General features: G+C 58.7%; 24 protein-coding genes. 12 read left to right on the forward strand and 12 right to left on the reverse strand.

Features of this window, described 5'->3' with window-relative positions; translation table 11 throughout:
- The first annotated feature begins 44 nt into the window (after nucleotides 1–44).
- From QTL56_RS12825 to QTL56_RS12855, 7 genes are all read left to right on the forward strand, one after another.
- The gene (locus tag QTL56_RS12825; protein WP_229576942.1) at nucleotides 45–200 is read left to right on the forward strand and encodes a hypothetical protein; all 156 of its coding nucleotides are present in this window, start codon (nucleotides 45–47) and stop codon (nucleotides 198–200) included.
- A gap of 10 nt (nucleotides 201–210) precedes the next feature.
- Nucleotides 211–687 (forward strand): hemerythrin domain-containing protein, encoded by a 477-nt coding sequence (locus QTL56_RS12830; protein ID WP_245138003.1) that lies wholly within the window; start codon nucleotides 211–213, stop codon nucleotides 685–687.
- 476 nt (nucleotides 688–1,163) lie between these two features.
- Nucleotides 1,164–2,201, forward strand: a complete 1,038-nt coding sequence (locus QTL56_RS12835; protein ID WP_245138002.1) for an ABC transporter substrate-binding protein — start codon at nucleotides 1,164–1,166, stop codon at nucleotides 2,199–2,201.
- 9 nt (nucleotides 2,202–2,210) lie between these two features.
- A complete protein-coding gene (locus QTL56_RS12840; RefSeq protein ID WP_245138001.1) occupies nucleotides 2,211–3,020 on the forward strand; it encodes an ABC transporter permease in 810 nt (269 codons plus the stop codon).
- On the forward strand, nucleotides 3,017–3,766 hold the full coding sequence (locus tag QTL56_RS12845) for an ABC transporter ATP-binding protein (protein WP_245138000.1): 750 nt from the start codon (nucleotides 3,017–3,019) through the stop codon (nucleotides 3,764–3,766). The genes QTL56_RS12840 and QTL56_RS12845 overlap by 4 nt, the downstream gene beginning before the upstream one ends.
- A complete protein-coding gene (locus QTL56_RS12850) occupies nucleotides 3,763–4,983 on the forward strand; it encodes an NnrS family protein (protein ID WP_245137999.1) in 1,221 nt (406 codons plus the stop codon). The genes QTL56_RS12845 and QTL56_RS12850 overlap by 4 nt, the downstream gene beginning before the upstream one ends.
- 1 nt (nucleotide 4,984) lies before the next feature.
- On the forward strand, nucleotides 4,985–6,175 hold the full coding sequence (locus QTL56_RS12855; protein ID WP_245137998.1) for an NnrS family protein: 1,191 nt from the start codon (nucleotides 4,985–4,987) through the stop codon (nucleotides 6,173–6,175).
- Between the two features lie 21 nt (nucleotides 6,176–6,196).
- On the opposite strand, the gene QTL56_RS12860 is transcribed toward QTL56_RS12855, so the two are convergent.
- Together QTL56_RS12860 and QTL56_RS12865 are read right to left on the reverse strand one after the other, a co-directional pair.
- Nucleotides 6,197–6,766, reverse strand: coding sequence for a UbiX family flavin prenyltransferase (locus QTL56_RS12860; RefSeq protein WP_245137997.1), 570 nt, complete (start codon nucleotides 6,764–6,766; stop codon nucleotides 6,197–6,199).
- A complete protein-coding gene (locus QTL56_RS12865) occupies nucleotides 6,763–8,238 on the reverse strand; it encodes a UbiD family decarboxylase (protein ID WP_306424877.1) in 1,476 nt (491 codons plus the stop codon). Before QTL56_RS12865 ends, QTL56_RS12860 begins: the two co-directional genes overlap by 4 nt.
- 155 nt (nucleotides 8,239–8,393) lie before the next feature.
- Between QTL56_RS12865 and ubiT the strand changes: the two genes are divergently transcribed.
- The 4 genes from ubiT (at nucleotide 8,394) to ric (ending at nucleotide 11,570) form a co-directional block, all read left to right on the forward strand.
- Nucleotides 8,394–8,906, forward strand: a complete 513-nt coding sequence (gene ubiT, locus QTL56_RS12870) for a ubiquinone anaerobic biosynthesis accessory factor UbiT (RefSeq protein ID WP_245137995.1) — start codon at nucleotides 8,394–8,396, stop codon at nucleotides 8,904–8,906.
- On the forward strand, nucleotides 8,897–9,874 hold the full coding sequence (gene ubiU, locus QTL56_RS12875) for a ubiquinone anaerobic biosynthesis protein UbiU (RefSeq protein ID WP_245137994.1): 978 nt from the start codon (nucleotides 8,897–8,899) through the stop codon (nucleotides 9,872–9,874). Before ubiT ends, ubiU begins: the two co-directional genes overlap by 10 nt.
- Entirely contained in the window at nucleotides 9,871–10,794 is a 924-nt protein-coding gene (ubiV, locus tag QTL56_RS12880) for a ubiquinone anaerobic biosynthesis protein UbiV (RefSeq protein WP_245137993.1), read from the forward strand. Before ubiU ends, ubiV begins: the two co-directional genes overlap by 4 nt.
- A gap of 116 nt (nucleotides 10,795–10,910) precedes the next feature.
- The gene (ric, locus tag QTL56_RS12885; RefSeq protein WP_245137992.1) at nucleotides 10,911–11,570 is read left to right on the forward strand and encodes an iron-sulfur cluster repair di-iron protein; all 660 of its coding nucleotides are present in this window, start codon (nucleotides 10,911–10,913) and stop codon (nucleotides 11,568–11,570) included.
- 664 nt (nucleotides 11,571–12,234) lie between these two features.
- On the opposite strand, the gene QTL56_RS12895 is transcribed toward ric, so the two are convergent.
- The 10 genes from QTL56_RS12895 to rnk form a co-directional block, all read right to left on the reverse strand.
- Entirely contained in the window at nucleotides 12,235–12,564 is a 330-nt protein-coding gene (locus QTL56_RS12895) for a hypothetical protein (protein ID WP_245137990.1), read from the reverse strand.
- Between the two features lie 50 nt (nucleotides 12,565–12,614).
- Complete coding sequence (gene ccoS / locus QTL56_RS12900; protein WP_245138035.1) at nucleotides 12,615–12,722, reverse strand: cbb3-type cytochrome oxidase assembly protein CcoS; 108 nt, start codon at nucleotides 12,720–12,722, stop codon at nucleotides 12,615–12,617.
- A gap of 380 nt (nucleotides 12,723–13,102) precedes the next feature.
- Nucleotides 13,103–13,906 carry a DUF2189 domain-containing protein gene (locus QTL56_RS12905; RefSeq protein ID WP_245137989.1) on the reverse strand — a complete coding sequence of 268 codons (804 nt, stop codon included), beginning with the start codon at nucleotides 13,904–13,906 and terminating at the stop codon, nucleotides 13,103–13,105.
- A gap of 212 nt (nucleotides 13,907–14,118) precedes the next feature.
- Nucleotides 14,119–14,997: a cytochrome-c oxidase, cbb3-type subunit III gene (ccoP, locus tag QTL56_RS12910; protein ID WP_245137988.1), complete on the reverse strand. Its 879-nt coding sequence runs from the start codon at nucleotides 14,995–14,997 to the stop codon at nucleotides 14,119–14,121.
- Nucleotides 14,988–15,158 carry a cbb3-type cytochrome c oxidase subunit 3 gene (locus QTL56_RS12915; protein ID WP_245137987.1) on the reverse strand — a complete coding sequence of 57 codons (171 nt, stop codon included), beginning with the start codon at nucleotides 15,156–15,158 and terminating at the stop codon, nucleotides 14,988–14,990. Before QTL56_RS12915 ends, ccoP begins: the two co-directional genes overlap by 10 nt.
- A 9-nt stretch (nucleotides 15,159–15,167) precedes the next feature.
- Nucleotides 15,168–15,923 (reverse strand): cytochrome-c oxidase, cbb3-type subunit II, encoded by a 756-nt coding sequence (gene ccoO, locus QTL56_RS12920; RefSeq protein ID WP_245137986.1) that lies wholly within the window; start codon nucleotides 15,921–15,923, stop codon nucleotides 15,168–15,170.
- 4 nt (nucleotides 15,924–15,927) lie between these two features.
- Entirely contained in the window at nucleotides 15,928–17,580 is a 1,653-nt protein-coding gene (gene ccoN / locus QTL56_RS12925) for a cytochrome-c oxidase, cbb3-type subunit I (RefSeq protein ID WP_245137985.1), read from the reverse strand.
- A 273-nt stretch (nucleotides 17,581–17,853) separates the two neighbouring features.
- Nucleotides 17,854–18,759 carry a DMT family transporter gene (locus QTL56_RS12930; RefSeq protein ID WP_245137984.1) on the reverse strand — a complete coding sequence of 302 codons (906 nt, stop codon included), beginning with the start codon at nucleotides 18,757–18,759 and terminating at the stop codon, nucleotides 17,854–17,856.
- Nucleotides 18,760–18,827: 68 nt separating this feature from the next.
- Nucleotides 18,828–19,109, reverse strand: coding sequence for a hypothetical protein (locus QTL56_RS12935; protein WP_245137983.1), 282 nt, complete (start codon nucleotides 19,107–19,109; stop codon nucleotides 18,828–18,830).
- 398 nt (nucleotides 19,110–19,507) lie between these two features.
- Nucleotides 19,508–19,921: a nucleoside diphosphate kinase regulator gene (rnk, locus tag QTL56_RS12940; RefSeq protein ID WP_245137982.1), complete on the reverse strand. Its 414-nt coding sequence runs from the start codon at nucleotides 19,919–19,921 to the stop codon at nucleotides 19,508–19,510.
- A gap of 248 nt (nucleotides 19,922–20,169) precedes the next feature.
- Between rnk and QTL56_RS12945 the strand changes: the two genes are divergently transcribed.
- A protein-coding gene (locus QTL56_RS12945; protein WP_245137981.1) for an IS3 family transposase occupies nucleotides 20,170–21,383 on the forward strand; the annotation gives its coding sequence in 2 pieces (ribosomal slippage) (nucleotides 20,170–20,512 and nucleotides 20,512–21,383; 1,215 coding nt in all).
- The last annotated feature ends 114 nt before the right edge of the window (nucleotides 21,384–21,497 follow it).

Consider the following 21,497-nt stretch of genomic DNA (forward strand, 5'->3'; position numbering starts at 1 on the left):
AAAGACAAGGCAGACTGCGTTCAGAACAGAAGGAAATGACTGACATGACAGATGCACAGATCGGCCTTGTCGTTGTGACACCGGTCATCGTGGGCTTTGCCCTGATGCTGAAACGCATGGGCGTGCTGCAGGGCGGAGGTACGCTTGCCGCTGTTCTGGCGTCAATGGTCATCGGCGTCATCCTGTTTCTCGGCCAGTAGGGAGAAAACCATGGAAACGACAGGATCCAGCCTAACGGCCGCCGAGGTCAGGGCGCTTGAGGACAAGCACCGCGATCTTCTCATCCTCTGCCTGAGGCTGGAGGAACTGGCCATGGACTTTGACGCAGGTGAGATCCCGCGCGGTATCCAGAAGGTTGCAAAGCACATCGAACCGCTGGTCGCGGCTGCACACACTCTGGAAGAGCAAAGGTTCTACCCCGACCTTGAGCTGCATGCCGGCTCCTGCTTCGGCTCTCTTCTTCTCGATCAGGTCAAATCCGAACATCGCGTCGACCGTCGCGCCGCCCGTGAATTGTCGCTCACTTTGGCCGCAGTCGCCCGCAAACGATGCAGACTGAGCCTGGAAACGGTAGCTCATATGGTTCGCGGCTTTCAGGAGGCGGTCCGGCGCCACATAACAGTGGAGCAGATATTGCTGCAGCAGCTCCTCAGCGTTGATCCCGAGATGCAGACGCTTCCATCATGACCCAGATCCTTTTTGCCCTTTCAGCATTCCTCATGACGCATCCGGTCCCTGCCATGCCAGGCGTTCAGGAAGGCTGACCGCAGCGCTTGAACGGCCTGCCTACCTGCCGATCTGTTCGGCAACTCCGTAGCCCTCCTGGTACGGACTCTTCCTTGTCACCGCTGACCTCATCGACCCTAATCCGTCATCGGTCAGCGTTTTCCAGGCGTCACCCGACGCGAAAACGGTGACGCTAGAGCGCTCTTGGGTCACCATCTCGCTACTTGAGGGAGGGTATGCCGCACTGCTTGGTGCTGACCCCATTCTCTCCCGAGACCTCTGACAACAATCACAAGCATGACCTCGAGGACTTCCGTTGCTCGGTGCGGGTCGCCGGCGCTTCACCCGCAATTCCACTCGTTCCTTGCGCCACATCAAGCAACCGGCGCACAGCGGGAGATAACATGACGCGATAAATCATCTTTAAGGAGAGCGTGATGCCGAACGTCGGTGACCGGATCAGCAAGACAAGGACAACTGAAGCCGACAAGGCCGGCTATGCACCGACCCGTCGCACGCTATGCGCGGGCATAGCCGCGACCCTTGCCTTGCCCTTCCTCAACAAGCGGGCGCGGGCTTCGTCACTGGACCAGCTCGTTCTCTATGGCCCTCCTGCCGGGCCATCGATCACGATGGCCTATGCGGTCGGCAAGGGGCTTCTACGCGATGTCGCCGAGAAGGTGGAGTTCAAGGTGTGGCGCACGCCCGACGAGATGCGGGCCGGCCTCTCATCCGGGTCGATGCAGGCCTTGGTCATGCCGACAACAGCTGCGGCGAACCTGCATACGCGCGGGCTTGGCCTGAAACTGGCCAATGTCATGACCAACGGTCTTCTCTACATCGTGTCGCGCGATGACAGGATCAGTGCATTCTCCGATCTCGAAGGACAAAGCGTGACCGTGCCGTTTCCCAATGACACGCCGGAGCTCGTCTTTGACGCAGCACTGGCCCATCATGGAATGAGCGGGAAAGTCAAGGTGGAGCGGGCAGGCACGCCGATCGAAGCCGTGCAGATGCTGCTCGCCGGCCGCATCGATACCGCCCTGCTGCCCGAGCCGGCGGTCTCTGGCGCGATCTTCAAGGCCAAGACCGGTGGTCAGGCCCTTCACCGGGTGATCGACATGCAGCAGGAATGGGGCGCTGTGACCGCAACGGCGCCGGTCATGCCGCAGGCAGGTCTGGCCCTCGCCCAGAGCTTCCTGGACGATCATCCGGAACAGGCGAACGCGCTTCTTCAGGGGCTTGCGCAGGCGGCGGTCGAGGTGAATGCCGACCCGGCAGCGGCTGCAAGCCAGGCCGCATCGGCACTTGAACTGCCCTGGCCGGTGCTCGAGGCTTCGATCCCCTATTCGAACCTCGTTGCCATTGCCGCGCGGGAGGCACGTGGATCGATCGAGGCTTTGCTCAAAGCCGTGGCGCAGAGCCACCCGGAAATGGTGGGCGGGCGCATGCCCGACGCCTCCCTCTATCTCTGAGGCCTGAGGATGAAGGGCCTCACAGATCGTGCGGGCAAGATTGGCCGCTTCTTCTGGTCCGGCTGGGCGGGTCTCGCTGGCCTTGCGGTCTTTGCAGCCGTCTGGCAGCTCGGCGCCGAGGCCTATGGCAGCTTCGTTCTGCCCGCGCCCGCCGCGACGATCCAGACCCTGTTGGGACTGGTCGCAGATCCCCACAACCGGCTGCTGGTACTCTCGACAAGTCTCAGGGCGCTCGGTGGCTTCTTAGTGGCGGCCGCGCTTGGGACCATTGCGGGCGTCATTGCCGGATATCATCCGGCAGTGATGCGCCTTGCGCGACCGCAGGTGACATTGGTGATCGGCGTGCCTCCCATCGCCTGGATCGTCCTCCTGATGATCTGGTTCGGCATGGGGGCCGGGACGGTCGTCGCGACCGCGGCCATCGCCGCCGTGCCGCTCGTTTTCGTCGGTGCGGCCGAAGGCATTCAAACCCGAGACCGGGCGCTCGAGGACATGGCCCGCATGGCCGGCCTTTCCCCCCTCGCTCGCCTGCTTGAAATATCGCTGCGGCAAATGCTGCACGTCCTGTTTCCGGCTCTGGTCATGGCGCTCGGTACGGCCTTCAAGGCAGCGGTTATGGCCGAGCTTCTGGCCAATGCCGGCGGTATCGGCGGAGCCCTGGCCAATGCCCGCTCGGCACTCGATGTGGAAGCAGCCCTCGCCTGGATCCTCCTCTCGGTCATCGCTCTGATCGGCGTCGAATACGGGATTGTACAGCCCCTGCGGGCGGAAGCCGAGGCGTGGCGGGAAGCTGCCCAACCCTGGGGCGTTCGCCGATGACACTTCTCCAGCTCAATGCCGTCGGCCATGTCTTTCTCGGCCGCGCTGTTCTCGAGGACGCCAGCCTTCGGGTTGAACATGGAGAAATGGTAGCCCTGGTCGGACCATCCGGCTGTGGCAAGAGCACCCTTTCCCAGATTGCCGCCGGGTTGATTATTCCACGCCATGGCCAGGTGACGCGAGGATATGACCGCAGCGCTTTCGTCTTTCAGGAGCCGCGCCTCCTCCCTTGGGCGACGGTCGAGGCCAATGTGGCGCTCGGCCTTTCCGGTCATGCGCTTTCGCGCGCCCAGCAGTCGGCGAGGATTGCGGATGCCTGTCGTCGCGTTTCGCTGGAAGAGAGCGACTGGCACAAGTTTCCATCACAGTTGTCAGGTGGCATGCGTCAGCGCACGGCGCTCGCGCGCGCACTCGTCGGCGATCCGGATTTCCTCTATTTCGACGAGCCCTTCACCGCGCTCGACGCTGCCTTGCGACGACGAATGCAGGACCTCGTCGTCACCACGGTTCTAAACAGCGGCAAGGGCGGGCTCTTCATCACCCATGACATACACGAAGCGCTGCGGATCTGCCACCGGATCGCGGTTCTAGATCGATACGGGCATGGAATTCTCGACTGCGTCGCCGTTCCCGAAATGCCCGAAACCCGCAGCGACGAGATGGTCTTCGAGATGGCTCGTCGGCTCGTTTGCGATCATCCGCTGTTTGCCGTGGTGGACGAGCATGACGAGCGGAGGCTGGCATGAGTGTGCTTCCAGCCATTCGGATGCTCCCCTCCCCCGACCTTGCCAGGGCCATGTCTGCCGAAGGCCTCAGACTGATGTTTCCTCTCGCCGCCCTGCATGCAGCACTCTGGCCGTTTCTCTGGGTGGTGGTCTGGTCTCTCGATCTGCCGTTCGCGAGCTCGTCCCTGCCGGGCCATTGGCATGCCCAGGAAATGCTTGTCGGCTCCTTCGGAGGTGCTCTCCTAGGCTTCCTGACCTCTGCTTTGCCGGAATGGACGGACACGCAGCGCCTGAGCGGCCGCCCTTTGTTCCTGCTTGCGGCTCTCTGGGCCAGCGCCCGTGTACTCGGCTTCCTCGCCGTCGAGAAGGGCTGGCTCCTCGGCCTCCTGTTCGATCAGGCCTGGATGCTGTTCCTGCTTGCCTATGTGCTGCGACTGGCGTGGATCAGAAAAACCACCGACCTCCTGGGGTTCACCCTCTTTGTGATCGCGTATGCCACAGCTGCAGCATCGCTGCGGATTGCGATGGCCCTGGAGAGCTATGAGCTTGCGGAATGCTCCATCAGGATACTCGGGCTTTCGCTTCTCGGCCTGCTCGGTCTCGCCCTTGCCCGCATCACCGTGCCGGTGACCAATCTGATCCTCGACCCGACGGAAAAGACCTCGCCCTATCGACCCCATCCGGGCCGGGTCCATCTCGCGGCGGGGTTGACCATGCTGGTGATCGTGGCAGAGGCAGCCACGCTCTCGGACGCCGTGCGCGGCTATCTGATGTTGGCTGCCGGTGCAGCCTTTCTCGATCGGGTCGCCGAGGGGTTTGTGGGGCGCGAAGGCTTTTCGCTGGAACTTGGCGGCTTGTGGATGTCGAGTGCGCTCGCCGGCACCGGCCTTGTTACCTGCGGGCTCTCTCTTGCTGGCTTGCCATTGCCCTGGCTGGGTGGGCTGCATCTGGCGCTGATGGGTGGGCTGAGTCTCGGCGTCCTGCAGGTTCTGTCGATTGCGGGCCTGCTCCATACCGGTCAACCGCTGCGCTTCTCCCGGACAACCAAGCTGTCGATCCTGCTCCTCGTCCTGTCGGTGCTTGTGCGGATCCTGCCTGAATTCACCCCGTCCCTTGCCCTGCCCTTTGGCCCGCACGGCCTCGCCTCGACGCTTTTCTCGCTCTCCTTCTTCCTCTGGGCCAAGGCCTATATTCCTCTGCTCTGGTCGCCGGAAACGGTGGATCAGGAAAGGTGCTGACATGACTAAAATTCCCGGCCCCGCCATCCCGCAGCATCTTTTGTCTGGAGGCTTCCGCCTGTTCTTCCCGGGCAGTGCGCTTGTCGCCGCCCTGTCGATTGCTATCTGGGTCCCCTGGTTCCTCGGCTTCATGCATGTCCCGACCCTCTTGCCCCCAGTTGCCTGGCACCAGCATGAGCTTCTCTTCGGCTTCGTCCCGGCCGTGATTGCCGGCTTTCTTCTGACCGCCGTGCCGAACTGGACCGGCAGGCCGGGATTGAAGGGACTGCCCCTGTTGGCGCTGTTTCTTCTCTGGATCGCAGGGCGCCTGGCAATCGGTTTCTCGGAATGGACGGGCCTGCTTGGTGCAACGCTCGTCACGCTCGCCTTTCTGCCGGTGCTCGCCATCTTCGTTCTGAAGGAACTGGTCGCGGCATCGAACCGCCGGAACTACAAGATCGTCGCGGTGCTCGTCGTTCTCAGCGCAGCCCAGATCCTCTTCCATCGCGAAATCGAGCGCTACGGGCGGATCGAGATGTCCGACCGGATGGCCCTGTCGGCAATCCTCATCCTGGTATCCCTTGTCGCAGGACGCATCATTCCAGCCTTCACCGGCAACTGGCTGAAGGCGAACAATCCGGGACGGCTGCCTCAGAATTTCGCCCCTTTCGATCTTGCCGTCATGATCCTTGCTGGCCTGTCGCTTGCAATGTGGGTCGCTGTTGCCGCCGGTTCGGAAAGCCTCCGCGCACCCACTGGGCTGCTGATGATCCTCGCCGGAATCGCGCACCTCGCGAGACAGGCCAGATGGTGTCCCGAGCGCACGCTGCGCGAGCCCTTGGTAACGATCCTGCATGTCGGTTATCTGTTCATCCCCTTGGGTTTCCTGCTCACAGGCCTTTCCATGCTCCTGCAAGTTTCAGGCTTTGCCTCAGCCGGCATCCATGCCTGGACGACCGGTGGCATCGGGGTCGTCACGCTGGCGGTGATGACGCGTGCAACCCGAGGGCATACGGGCCAGGCGCTGACGTCACCCCGCACCACGACCTGGCTGATCTATGCGCCGATTATTCTCGCGGCAGCGCTCAGAATACTGGTCGCGCTATTGCCTCAACACACCATGCTCTTGCTGCCCATTGCAGCATTCGCCTGGATCGTCGCCTTCCTGGGCTACGTGGTCTTCTACATGCCGCTGATCTTGCGGAAGGGATAGCAGGAGGGCGCGGGCGCGCCCTCACCCCCTCCACTCGGGGATCAATGGTGTATCCGACAAACCGAGGAGGTCCACTGCGCGCGCCGCGATGTGGGCGACCAGATCCTCCACGGTCGCCGGATTGCGGTAAAAGGAGGGGACCGGCGGCATCACCACGCCCCCCATCTCGGTCACCGCCACCATATTGCGCAGGTGTCCGAGATGAAGTGGTGTCTCCCGGGCGAGCAGAACCAGCCTGCGCCGTTCCTTGAGTTGCACATCGGCGGCGCGGGTGAGGAGATTGTCGGTGATCCCGGCCGCGATCGCCGCAAGAGAACGCATCGAACAGGGCGCAACAATCATCCCGGCCGTGCGAAAGGATCCGCTGGCGATGGACGCGCCGATATCGGTATCGGCATGGAAGTGATCGGCGAGGCCGATGAGGCGCCCCAGCGCCTCGTTGCCTGTCTCGTGGGCGATCGTCCGGCGCGCTGCATTGGTGACTACGAGATGCAGTTCTACGTCCTCCATCGCGGCCAGAATCCGGCCGACTTGAAGTCCGATCGCAGCACCGGATGCACCTGAAATGCCGAGGATGACACGCCTGCTCATGGGTGGCCTGCCGCCGTCTGACCTGGACCAAGTCCGAGCTCGCCCCACATGGCATCGACGCGCGCCGAGATTTCCGGCGTCATCTGAAGAACCCTGCCCCATTCCCGGTCGGTTTCGGGTGGAAGCTTGTTTGTGGCATCGAGCCCGAGCTTTCCGCCGAGCCCTGGTTTGGGAGAGGCAAAATCGAGATAGTCGATGGGTGTGTCGCTGACCACCACCATGTCGCGAGAGGCATCGAACCGGGTGGAAACAGCCCACATGACATCGCTCCAGTTTCTGACGTCAACGTCGGGATCGACCACGATGATCAGCTTTGTGTAGCTGAACTGTGGCAGCATCGACCAAAGCCCGAGCATGATCCGCCGCGCCTGCCCCGGATAACGCTTGTGGATCGAGACGACGATCGCCCGGTAGGAACAGGCTTCAGGCGGCAGCCAGAGATCGACGATCTCCGGAAACTGACGCTTCACGAGTGGAAGGAACAAGGCATTCATCGCCTCCCCGAGCACCGAGGGTTCGTCCGGGGGACGGCCCGTAAAGGTCGAGAGGTAAACCGGATTCTGGCGCATCGTCATCGCGCTCAGGGTCATGATGGGAAACGTGTCGACGGAGTTATAGTAACCCGTGTGATCGCCGTATGGCCCCTCGGGCGCGGTCTCATCCATGGAGACCGTCCCTTCGAGCACGATTTCCGCGCTGGCTGGAACATCGAGCGGCTGGGTGAGCGCCCGAACGACACGGCTGCGCTTTCCACCCAAGACGCCGGCGAATGAAAGCTCGCTCATGGTCTCCGGCAAGGGCATGACGGCTGCGAGGATCGTTTGCGGATCAGCACCGATGACCACCGCGATCGGCATATCCTGGCCCACCGCCTGCCACTGTCGGAAATGTTTGGCAGCGCCGCGATGGGCAAGCCAGCGCGTGATCAGACGCTTTCGATCCAGCGCTTGCAGCCGGTAGACGCCGACGTTGACATCCTTTGGATCATGAGGTGAAGCGGTGACGACCAGCCCCCAGGTGATCAGCGGCGCAGGTTCGCCGGGCCAGCACCACTGGATTGGCAGCCGACCAAGATCGACGGCTTCGCCTTCGAACACGACATCCTGGCATCTGGCGTGTGACACCCGGCGGCACCCCAGGGCCATGGCCGACCGAAGCACAGGCAGCATCTTCAGGGCATCCCGAAGCGAAGCCGGCGGTCTTGGCTCGCGCAATTCGGCCAGCAATTCCGCGAGATCGCCGATCTTGCCACCGCCAATGCCGTAGCCAAGTTCGATGCGCTCGCGCGTGCCGAACAGATTGGCGAGAAGGGGAACATCCGACGTCGAGCCGTCCGGCCGGACGGGACGTTCGAAGAGCAAGGCAGGGCCACCCTCTGCCAGGACCCGTTTGTGAATTTCGGTGATCTCATGGACGAGGCTGACCGGCTGCGAAACACGGACGAGCCGCCCTCGTTTTTCCAATTCACTCATGAAAGCTTGAAGGCCGTCGTAACGACGAGGCGGTGCGTTCTGTGTCATGCCGACCGCTATGGACCGCGAATTCGGCTGCGTCTTTGCGCTGGAGCAATCTGCATTGCCGGGCGCTCGCCTAGGCTTGCGCCGGTTCAAACATCCGAATTGGCGCAATGCAGATTTCATCCATTCTGGCTCTCCCGCTGAAGACCGTTCCGCTCGTGCCACTCGTGCCGATTGAACTCGTGGCGGGCCGCCTCTTCAAGCTCCTGCTCTCGGCCCATGGCGACATGTTCGAGCGTCTTGGCACATACAAGAGCTGCCGCTTTTCCTTTGCCCCGACAGACCTCCCCCTCGTTTTCCTGATCGAACCGGATCTGCAGCGCCTCACGGTGGTGCGCAAGGGCGATGCCTTCACGGCGGACGCCGGCGTGGAGGCCCCTCTGGTCATGCTTTTGGCGCTCCTCGAGGGTCGTTGCGATGCCGATGCCCTGTTCTTTTCCCGCGACCTGAAGGTAATCGGGGACATGGAGGCCATGCTCGCCATGAGAAACGCGCTCGACGACTGCGATATCGACCTGCCGCGTGATCTCGCCCGAATCGGGGGACCGGCGGCGCCCATCGTTCACAGGCTGGCCGAGAAAATCCGCAGCCAGTCGCTGAAGGAGACGCCGTCATGGAACTGATCTGCCCGGCCGGAACACCAGCGGCCTTTCGGGAAGCCGTCGATGCGGGCGCCGACGCAGTCTATTGTGGTTTCCGCGATGAGACCAATGCTCGCAATTTCCCCGGCCTCAATTTCAGCCGGGACGAATTGCGCGATGCGATTGCCTATGCCCGCAAGAAGGGCTGCATGACCTTCGTTGCCCTCAATACGTTCATGCGGGCCGGTGACGAAGAGATCTGGTATCGCGCAGCAGCCGACGCGGTGAAGCTCGGTGCTGATGCGCTGATCCTGGCCGATTTCGGCCTCATGGCGCATGTCAGGGATCACTATCCCGAGCAGCGCCTGCATGTCTCGGTCCAGGCGTCTGCTTCCAATCCCGAAGCGATCAACTTTCTCGTCGAGGCCTTCGACGCAAAACGGGTCGTCTTGCCGAGGACGCTGACGATCGCCGACATCGCCCGTATCGGGCGCAAGGTCAAATGCGAGATCGAAGTCTTCGTCTTCGGCGGGCTCTGCGTCATGGCCGAGGGACGCTGCTCGCTCTCCTCCTACGCCACCGGCAAATCGCCCAACATGAATGGCGTCTGCTCGCCGGCCAGCCATGTGCGATACCGGCAGGAGGGATCGGACATGGTATCGGAACTCGGCGACTACACGATCAACCGGTTCAGCCAGGGCGAGGCGGCCGGCTATCCGACACTGTGCAAGGGGCGCTTCGACATTGGCGATGCGCGTGGCTACGCCTTCGAGGACCCTGTGTCACTCGACGTCATGGGCGAAATCGAAGCCTTGAAGAATGCCGGCGTATCCGCCTTGAAAATCGAGGGGCGCCAGCGCGGCAAGGCCTATGTCGCCGAGGTCGTCTCGACGCTGCGCCAGGCGCTCGCAACCGATCCCACAGGGCGCGGCCCCTTGCTGGTCCGTCTCAGAGCCCTGAGCGAAGGACAGAAGACCACGGTCGGCGCCTATGAGAAGCGCTGGAGATGAGCATGAGCAAACTGACATTGGGACCCGTCTACTATCTCTGGGACGGCCCGAAATGGCGCGATTTCTATTTCCAGATCGCGGACGAAGCACCGGTGGATCGCGTGATTCTCGGCGAGACCGTGTGCTCCAAACGGCAGCATTTCATCGAGCCGCATCTGGCAGATGTAGTGGAACGCCTGGAACGGGCGGGGAAAACCGTCGCCTTCTCGTCGCTGGCACTCGTCACGCTGGAGCGCGAAAGCCGTAGCCTGAAAGAGCTGATCGAGACAGCCGACCACCCCATCGAGGTCAACGATCTCGCCTCCGTCGGCCTGATCAACGGTCGTCGGCACCTCGTCGGCCCCTTGGTCAATGTCTATAACGGCCCCACAGCGCGCCTCCTGGCACAACGCGGGGCGGAACGCATCTGTCTTCCGCCGGAACTTCCCTTCAGTTCGATCGCCAGGATCGCCGCCGATGCGCCTGATGTGGCTCTCGAAGTCATGGTGTTCGGCCGCATGCCGCTCGCCATATCGGCCCGCTGCGCCCATGCCCGCTCCAAGGGCAGGAGCAAGGACAATTGCCAGTTCGTCTGCGGCGAAGAGCCGGATGGCCTGCCAATCAACACCCTCGACCGCCAGTCATTCCTTGTGCTCAATGGCGTGCAGACCATGTCGCATACGTGCCAACTCCTGCTCAGCGAACTGCTGGAGTTGCAGGAGGCCGGGGTCAACGCCTTCCGTCTCTCGCCGCAGGATTGCGACATGGCGCGTATTGCCTCCATTTTCCAGAAGACCTTGTCCGGCGGCATGGAGCCCGAGGAGGCCGCCGCGTTGATCGCTCTCTCCTATCCGGGAGCCGTGTTCTCGAACGGATTTCATCATGCGCAAGCGGGAGCAGCCTGGGTATCGCGGGCAAGAAGCACGCCGCAAGTTCTCTGACACCAGGCTAGGTGAGGGCGGCATGTTGTTTGCGATAGCGCAACGACCGGATCGGCGTTCTTAACCACAATCGGCAACAAAGCGTAACGCATTGAAACGTAGGCAAGGTGAACTCGATGGAACTCAACGCAAGTCTGACGGTCGGAAAGATCGCCACCTCCCTCCCGGGTGCAGCCGCACTGTTCCGCCGACACGGCATCAGCTTCTGCTGCGGTGGCTCCGACAGCATCGAGGCTGCGGCCGAAGCCGCAGGGCTTTCACCACAAGCTCTGGTTGGCGAATTGCAAGGCCTTGTCGACGCCGCCGCGACGGAAGCACCGGACGGAACGGTCGATCTGATTAATCACATCCGGACACGCTACCACGACACTCATCGGGCGGAACTCATCTCGCTGATCCCGCTCGCAGCCAAGGTTGAGCGCGTGCATGGCAATCATCCCGATGCACCGATCGGACTGGCGGATCTCCTCGAGCGCATCCAGAGCGATCTCCACAGCCATATGCACCGCGAGGAGCTTATGCTTTTCCCGCACATGGAACGCGGCGACCATCAGGCGCTGACCAGACCCATCGAACAGATGCGCCACGAACATGACGTCGAGGCACAGCATCTGGCAGAACTCGAGCATGCAACAGGCGGCTTTCACCTTCCGGAAGGCGCATGCAATTCATGGCGCGCGCTTTATACAGGCACCAAAAAATTCGCCGACGATCTCGTCCAACATATACACTTGGAAAAAGAGGTCCTCTTTCCGCGCTTTCACGAAACCGTTTAGGGCTGCCACATCAAGGCTGACGTGATCATGCGGAATAAACGAAAGTTACGCGGATGGTTCAACATTGACCGACTTGCTGAAAGTCTGCCAAGGGCGTATCGCGAATGCCACTGTGACGCCGTCTGCGACATCCAAGAGTGCGTGGTCAGCTGTTCCGCGGATAAGGACACCATTAGTTACCTGATAGACCGCCTACCCCCTTTCCATCCAAAGTAGGCGGTTTAGAACATTCACGATACGTACCCTCAGTGCGTCGTTCATGTGTATTCATAGTCCCATCATGATCCAGAACTTGAGGTCAAACCATAAACCAGTAGGGGGCATCATGCAGAGGGACAATCTATGGCGAGAATGGTACGCGTGGTTCCCAGTAAAGCCCATCGACGAAAACCAGCTGTTCTGGCTAGAGACTATCTGGCGGCGAATAGACCCGGAAACCAGCGGTTGGATTTACAAATCATTTCGCTCAGACCTGCAAAGAGAAACTGAAGCGGCAATGCGCTGCATTTAGAATAATTGACCGTTTAGCTCTACCCATCTGAATTTTTTGATGGCGACGTCATGGATATTCTTGATTGCAGCCACCTATGCGAAGGGAACTGTGTCACCCGGCGGGTTCGCTTTGCGCCTGCCCATGTGTCGATACAGGACCGCTTTCGGCCGCTTAGGAGCGCTGATACCTGTCTTCGTTGCTTCCATTGCCGGCTCGTGGAGGTTTGATGCCCCTTTTCAAGGACAGAACAGCACCGATCATTCCTCCGAGCACAATACCCGCGGACCCAAATGCAATCGCCGCGATCAAACAGTTGATCAAGAGACCGAGGTTGAATTCCGTCAAAGTGACGAGTGCAGCAAGCACGCCTGCTGTCGCCCCCAGAAGCCCAAAGACGAAGCTCATACCTGTGACAGCATCGGAGGGGTCTACCACCTTCACGGCGGGAGTAAGATCCGCAGTCAGCCTTCCGTCTGGTGAATGTTCTTGAGAGTCACGCACTTTCACTCCTTCTGCGGCAATTGTGCCGTCGTCGCGGACCTTGGGATTCGCTACTCATTATCGTCGTTTAAAAGGATTCTGACCGCAGCACCTTCGAGATCCTCGTATTGTTTGGTTCGAAGCGACCAGAAGAATGCTAACAATCCAACAGTTCCCATTGCAATTGAAATGGGAACGAGAATGGCTAAGGCCGTTTTCAAGTGGTCCTCCTTGTAGACCTGATATCGCGTAAATAAGACGCGAATGCTTGATTTCCAGATTTTGCTGACCACATCCGTGATGCCGTCGAGCTTAATCCGTTTTCGGTCGCGCCCATGATACGATAGGCGGCCAGTACTATTTTGAAGCAGCGCCCACCTTCGCACGTATACGCGGTCCGCAACCGACACAAAATAAGGCGTTTCCGGCCCAGCTTCGAAGATAGAGTGAAGAAAGCCTCGCTCGCGGACTCTATGAACTCCGGCCTTTCTCGATGACCCTGCCCCCGGTCGTTTTCACATGAATGTCGCCGATGTGACGATTATTGCTATCATGGCGGCTATCGCATTTCCCGGTAGGCGTGCCAGGTCGCATGACCGAGCCAAGGAAACACAACGATTAATCCAACCAGGCCTGTTGCTACACTGAACAAAAAGAGCACCAGAACCGATAGTCCCCAGATGAGCGCGGGTTGCAGATTATTCCACACCAGCGCCATGCTCACTCCCATCGCAGTAAAGGCGTCGATTTTGTTATCCAGCAGCATTGGTACGGAAAATGCACTGATGGCAAAGGCAAAGCCTGCAAAAAGTGCACCGACAAGCGTTCCCACGAGAAGCATCGACCAACCCAATGGTGTGGCGAACAACATCGAGATGACATGATCGAAGCCGGGAAACGGCCGCACACCGAAGAACAGCGCGTACACAATGACAGCTGCTCTCATCCAAAGAAGCATCAACATTGTCAGCAGCATACCGGTGAAAAATATCTGCGCACCTGCACGTGGGCGCACCCTCAGCATTGACGAAAGGGTTGTCCGATCACCCTTCTCAAGGCTTTGGCTTTTTAAATACAGGCCCGCCGCGACCAATGGCCCCACGATCATGAATCCAGCGAGAGCAGGAAAGAGCAGATAGTCTTGTCCGCTCGTGAACATGTACACGACGAACAGCCAGGAGACGCAAAAGACAGCTACGCCATAAGCCAGGCTGAGCAGGGGTTGCGTCCAGAGGTCTTTCCAGCCTGCCCGCAACCACCGAAGCGCAGCGTCATTCGATAGGTGCCGCTGGTATTGCTCGCTGCGCGTCTCCTCTACATCCGAGATCTCGGACACAAAGATTGCCTTGTGCTTTCTCGTCATCTGAAGCTCCCCTGTTCTTAGCAAGCCGATTTGGCAGCTCGAAACTGTCCGGACGTCTGGCCCCTCTCCTTCAGGTGAGGAACGCAGCCAGGCTGCGACGAAAAGGCCACGTATAAAAGGTGCACGTTGGCTAACAATACCACCAAAACAGCAGTAGCAATCATTCCAACCCAAAACACTCGATGTCCCAGCGCTGCTTTCATTTTAGCCACTCAAGGCTCCGTTTGGCTCAATGCGAAGACGTATAGAGCAAGGACCTTGATCTCCACAGGCGACAGTCGTTCGTCCCATGTTGGCATGTGACCCGCACGACCACCGTGGATCGTATCTATGATCGTTCGAAGACTTCCGCCGTAGATCCAACGGTCATCAGCGAGGTTGGGTGCACCGACTTCTGGATCCCCTCTGCCCTCTGAACCGTGACAGGTAGCACAGTTGCTTTGGAAGACTTCGCGACCGCGAACGACCTGCTCGTTATTATCATCTGTCGCTGTCCTGGGATCGCTCATGGTCTGCACGAAGGCTGCCACATCTCGCACCTGCTCCCGATCCAACATTTCATCTCTGCCGAATGCCGGCATCTGGGAAACCCTTGTATCCAGGTGTCGAGAATTGATGCCGACGGTCAACGTTTGCTGGATCATCTCAGGGGTTCCGCCCCAAATCCAGTCATCGTCAGTGAGGTCAGGGTAGTTAGGCCCGCCTTTACCGTCCCGGCGGTGACAAGCTGCACAGTTGTCGCCAAACAGCTGGTGACCTGCCGTCTCGGCAGTCGCCATCAGTTTTTCGTCGGCGCGGATTTCGTCGAACGAAAGTTCTGCAATGCTCGCCGCCCAGGACGAGCGGGAAAGAGCAGCGTTCTGCAGAACTTCCGCGACTTCCTCCTTCTGATCCACTCCAAGCAGGCCCTTTGTGTACGTGTCCCCCAATGGCCAGGTTGGGAGAAGCATCCACCACACGACGGCAAAGATGTGAGTGATGATCAAAAAAAGTAGAATACCTTTAGGTATCGGGGTATCTAGCTCCTTGATGCCATTCCATACATGTCCTGTCGTCTTTCGTTTGCTGACGGGATCAATTTCTACCTCCATGGGGCATCCTCCTCATGGAACAATTCTCGTTCAGCACTTTCAAAACGCTTCTTGTTTGACGGCAGGAATGTGTAAACGAGCACCAGGATCGAAAAGCCGATTAGATAAAACAGGCCCCAGGTCTTTGCAGTTTCGACAAGCACTTCATGACTGACGTTCATCTCGCACTCCTAGTTATTCGAGGGTTCAGGCATGGGCTCCGCAGCTGCGGTATTTTCATAAGCAGCACCAGTCAGCCTTCCCAACACTTGAATGTAAGCAACCAGAGCATCCATTTCGGTTAGGTTTGTAACAACCCCGTCGAACGCAGAAAGCTGTGTTCCTTCACCATAACGCGTTGTGACTTCACTCGCCTGTTCGCTGTCTGGTGCTGCCTGTCCGTATGCGTCGACTGCGGCATTTTCGATCATGTCGTCCGTATAAGGGACCCCAACCGTGCGTTGAGCTGCAAGCATGAGCGGGAGCTTCGTAGTATCAAGCAGCGTCGTCGACAACCATCGATACGACGGCATGTTTGATTCCGGCACCACATCGCGCGGATTGTTCAGATGCGCCACATGCCAGAAGTCGGAGTATTTGCCACCAATCCGTGCGAGGTCCGGGCCGGTGCGTTTGGAACCCCACAACATCGGGTGATCATACTTTGATTCCACTGCCAGAGAGTAAGGTCCATACCGTTCAACATCGTCTCTAAGGGTCCGGATCATCTGGCTATGACACGCATAGCAACCCTCGCGGACATAGATGTCGCGTCCCGCCAGCTCAAGCGGGGTATAGAGACGCATGTCCTCGACGGTCTCAACGGTGTCGTCTATCGTGAAGAGCGGCGCAATCTCCACAATGCCGCCAACGCTTGCTGCGGCAATGATCGCGAGCATGAAACCAGTTGCCGAACGTTCTAGTTTTCTATGTATAGAATCCGACATATGGTCACTCCGCAGGCGTTGCATGGGTCTTTACCCCATCAACAATCGGAAAATCTTCACTTGAAGCGGCCGTAGCCGTCCCAGCATGCCTGACCGTCATCCAAACGTTATAGGCAGCGATCACCGCGCCGATGAGGAAGAGCAAGCCGCCAAATGCTCGGGCAATGTAGTAAGGATACATTGCCACCAGCGTATCAACGAACGAGTAGGTGAGAGCGCTGTCTTCCGAGTAGGTCCGCCACATCAACCCTTGTATGATCCCCGAATTCCACATGGCAAACACGTAAATGAGCGTGCCTATAAGGGCGAGCCAGAAGTGAATTTCAACCAAAGCAGCCGAGTACATGCGGTCCAGTTTCCAGATTGCCGGCACCAGGGTGTACAGAGCTCCAAAGGTAATGAGCGCGACCCAGCCCAACGCCCCGGCATGAACATGCCCAACAGTCCAATCGGTGTAGTGAGACAGGGAATTGACTGGCCTTATGGCCAAAAACGAACCTTCGAATGTCGACAGGCCATAGAAGAAGGCTGCCATCATCATAAAGCGCAGGGTCGCGTCATCACGCACTTTGTGCCAGGCACCGTTCAAGGTGAGCAAGGCGTTTCCAGCCGAGGCCCAGGACGGAACAAGTAGCATGACTGAAAAAGTCATACCAAGGTTCTGCACCCAATGAGGAAGCGCAGTGTAATGCAAATGATGGGATCCTGCCCACATGTAGAAGAAGGTAATGCCCCAGAAACTCAGAATCGACAGCCTGTACGAAAAGATCGGGCGTTGAGCACGTATGGGGAGATAGTAATATAACATGGCCAGAAAGCCAGCGGTCAGGAAAAACGCTACAGCATTGTGCCCGTACCACCACTGCACCATAGCGTCCTGTACCCCGGCCCACACGGTGTAACTTTTCGCGTCGGTTACTGAGATGGGAACAGCCAGATTATTGACGATGTGGAGGATAGCCACCACTAGAATGAACGCGAGATAGTACCAGTTCGCAACGTAGATATGCGGTTCTTTTCGCCTGGCGAGCGTCCGTACGTAGAGTACGAAGTAGACGATCCATACGATCACAAGCCAGATATCCGCATACCATTCTGCTTCGGCATATTCCTTGGATTGAGTCACTCCAAGGAAATAGCCGGAGATCGCAAGAAGGCAGAACAGGTTAAAGCCGAAGAGGACAAACCACGGCGAGAATTGGTCCGCTAACCGCGCGCGGGAAGTCCTCTGCACAACATGGAACGATGTGGTGATCAGAGCATTCCCGCCGAACCCGAAGATTACTCCGGATGTGTGGGCAGGCCGTATTCGGCCGAAACTCGACCAAGCGGTGTCAAAATTGAGGGCAGGCCATGCAAGTTGTGCAGCCGCCCAGACTCCAACAAACATGCCAAATATGGCCCAGAAAAGCGTCAGGCCGACACCAATCTTGATTGGGTCATCGTAATATTTGCTAAATCGTGAAGGGTCTGGTGCCGGGGAAAACGCTCCCGACATTAGCAGCGCCAACAAACAGCCACTATAGATCAGAACGATCAACCCGTGGATGCCAAATGGCTCATTGCGCCCAACGGCGGCCATCGCGACACCGATCACGGCAAGTACGATGAGAACGCCTGCAGCAAGATCCCGCTCTCCAGTGGTCAACTGTCTCATGTCCCCTCCCCGCGTAGCACATTTAAACGTCGGAACCTGTCCAAGAGAAGAAGGATCCACACTGTTCTTCTGAATTTATCTCGGTTTTTCGCTTAAAAGTGAGCAATCCGCTATAAATCAGCACACTACCAGACCTCCGCGATCTTTTTAACCCGCGCTCGGTAACTGGACCAATAAATTCAACTAGCTTGACCTAGCGCGCCAAAAAATGTCTCGCAACTGCAGCTGTGCCAGCACGTTCAGAACTGCAACAGTGGTTCTCCAGCCAACTTGTCATACCTCGGGACTACCCTGTGGCCGTGCCTCGGTGACAGATCGTCTTTCGCCCATAACCGCGCGATAATTTGCCAACGTTATGATCGCACCACCCAGGAAGACCCAGAGGTCGATCGCTTCTGCGTAAATGTAACATCCTACGACTGCTGCCATTGGCACGCGGAGGAAATCAATTGGCATGGCCACTGATGCGTCGAGGCGTTTCAAAGCTTGGGCCTGACAATAGTGGGCGCAGAGGGCCCCGAGACCTGCGACAGCCATCCATGGCATGTCAGTAAAGTGGACCGGACGCCAGTCTGTCAGTGAAGCAATGAAACCCAAAGGAAGCTGGATCACGATCATCCAAACGACGATCGCCGCCGGTGAAGCCTCTCGTGTCAGTCTTTTAACCAAGATCAAAGAGAGAGCGTACCCGGCGGCGGCAATGAGCACGAGACCTGCAGCCGGATCGACCATTGTAAAGCCTGGACGCACAATGATGAGAACCCCGATAAAGCCGGTTACCGTTGCGAAGATCCGTGGCCTTGTGAGCTTCTCCCGCAGGAAAAGGAATGCAAACAGTGCAACCCAGATCGGCATAGTGAACTCAAGTGCAAAGACCGATGCCAGTGGCAAGATCACGACGCCAATCGTCCAAAGGTACTGCGCAACAAAGTGAATCAGGTTTCTTGCAAAGTGCAACTTCAACAATCTGCCTTGGCAAAGCTCCGGCAGCAGAAGTCGTCCAAAGATCAAGATAACGCATAGCCCCACCAGAGCACGGAAGAAGAGAACTTGCTCGATCGAAAGCGTGGCCGCGAGCTCTCGCGACCCCACTGACATTCCGACGAACGAGAACATTCCGAGCGCCATCCATAGCAGCCCTTGAAAGAACTCGGTGCGGTGATGATACTCGTTCTGCATCTCGCGTTCTTCCAAATCGGACGGTTGCCGCATCGCGCTCGCGTCCTTGATGAAATGAGGGCTGGGCTTCAGGCGGCTGGTGGACCCGGATCGTAAAATCCGTTTGTAGGGTTCGAACCAAGTCCGTGTCGCCGGTCCAAGCCGCCAGAAACGACGTACAAAATCGGTCTGGGCGCAGGTGTTCGTTCTTCTCGACCGAGCGCTTCGCGTTCGCGACGGGCCGCCTCCGGCTGGTACTCAACCTTCTCCAGCAAGATCTTCTCTTCCACACCGTTCGAGTTGATCAACGACATTTCCTGGCCTTCACGCAATCCGAGAAGTGCCAGCCCTCTGAGCGTGGTGATCGGCAAGAACATACCCACTGGCCCACTGAGCTGACCCGTGGCGATTACACACGTATCGCTCTCTCCACCGTCGACGAAAACGGACACGACTATTGACGCTGGCGATGTCCGCTAGCAAATCCTCCCGAAATACCACGATTGCCCTCTCAAGCTTTTGTCGTATCAACGGGATGAGAGTATCGTGTTGGCCATGCGGGCGATCGCGCAAGACCTCCAGAATGGTGAAATCTTTGGTCGTTAGAATAATGCTGCCGTTCGACATTTCGCAATTCTCCGTCGCTCACCTTCGAGCACATGCACAGACATGGACATGGATGGGAGCCCCCCTGCGCGCGGACAGCGCAGGGGTGGCTATCCTGCGGTCAAACAGCCTCCATTGATTGCGAGACGAGAGAGCACCGATATCATGATGCAAACTCGGTTACTTCAACATGCTCGACCTGCAGACGATGCTGGCGACCATCCCTTGCGACCCAATCGATCGACTGCCCGGCGGACAGACCGATGAGGGCTGCACCAATTGGCGTCAGGATCGAGATCTTGTTTGCGGCGATGTCAGCTTCTCCGGGAAAGACCACCGTAACTGTTCGATCCTCACCGAGGTCGCTTGTAAAGCGAACTGTAGAGCCCATTCGGACAACGTCTAAACCAATACTACTATCGGGCACGACGCGGGCCCGGTCGAGCTCCATGAGCAGCTCCTCGGACACGGTCGGATTGCGCAAAGCATGTGCTTCTGCGAGCCGCGAGAGCCTCGCATGGTCAGTTCTTGTCAGGCTGATCGCGGGTTTGCGATGGCGCTTCGTTTGGGGAGCCATTGGGTTATCCTACTAGAGATGCAAAGCCGCGCATCACGCGCTGCTGTATATTTGGAATTGTCGATGAGTTGCCGCTTGGTCGACGCTGGTTCCCTACGTTCGGGATCGACCTATGCCCCACGACCTGATCGCGACGCGATGCGGCCGAGGGTCAACTGCCTGCGATGAGGCACATTGAACTGCCCCCCATTTCGACCGGACAGTCGGCATAAGCAGAAAGGCTCAAGCACAGGCTTGAGGACAGGCTTATGTCTAACGAGTATCGACACGTTGAATTGCTGACGGGTGATGTCCGCCGCAGACGGTGGACAACCGAGCAGAAGCTGACAATCATTGAGCAGAGTTTTGAACCTGGCGAGACGGTGTCTTCGGCTGCTCGCCGCCATGGCGTTGCGCCCAATCTGCTTTACCGGTGGCGCAGGCTCTTGAGTGAGGGAGGTGCTGCAGCCGTGGATTCTGACGAGCCGGTTGTCGGCAATTCGGAAGTTAGAAAGCTGGAGGACCGCGTTCGCGAGCTGGAGCGCATGCTCGGCCGCAAGTCGATGGAGGTCGAAATCCTCCGCGAAGCCTTGTCCAAAGCAGACTCAAAATAACGGATATCGCGGCCGATCTTGTTGCCGAAGGACGGTTCCCGATGAAGGCTGTCGCCGACACGCTCGGCGTTTCCCGTTCCAATCTGATCGAGCGCCTGAAAGGCAGATCGAAGCCGCGCGGCTCCTATCACAAGGCCGAGGATGCAGAGCTTCTGCCCATCATCCGCAGGCTGGTGGATCAAAGGCCAACCTATGGCTATCGGCGGATCGTCGCGCTTCTCAATCGCGAGAGGCAAGCCGCCGATAAGCCTGTCGTCAACGCCAAACGGGTTCATCGCATCATGGGCAACCACGCCATGCTGCTGGAGAAGCATACGGCCGTTCGTAAGGGCCGCCTCCACGACGGCAAGGTGATGGTCATGCGCTCGAACCTGCGCTGGTGCTCGGACGGTCTGGAGTTCACCTGCTGGAACGGCGAGGTCATTCGGCTCGCCTTCATCATTGACGCCTTCGACCGCGAGATCATCGCCTGGACGGCGGTCGCCAACGCGGGTATCTCCGGCTCTGACGTGCGCGACATGATGCTGGAGGCGGTCGAGAAGCGGTTCATAGCAACGAGAGCCCCGCACGCAATTGAGCATCTCTCCGACAATGGCTCAGCTTACACCGCGAGGGACACGAGGCTGTTTGCCCAGGCGCTCAATCTGACGCACTGCTTCACCCCGGTGGCCAGTCCGCAGTCGAACGGCATGTCGGAAGCCTTCGTCAAAACCCTGAAGCGGGACTATATCCGCATCGCAGCACTACCGGACGCCGAAACAGCGCTCCGGCTCATCGACGGATGGATCGAGGACTATAACGAAATCCATCCCCATTCCGCGCTCAAGATGGATTCCCCTCGGCAGTTCATCAGGGCTAAATCAAACTAGCCGACATGTCCGCTGAAACGGGGTGCACTCCACACATCCGTTTGCGGATGATATGGAAGCAATTTTTCAGCATAACCAGAGATAGGGCTCTCATACCTTATAAGTCAAGCACTG

The sequence above is a fragment of the Peteryoungia algae genome (assembly GCF_030369675.1).
GTDB classification, from domain to species: domain Bacteria; phylum Pseudomonadota; class Alphaproteobacteria; order Rhizobiales; family Rhizobiaceae; genus Allorhizobium; species Allorhizobium algae.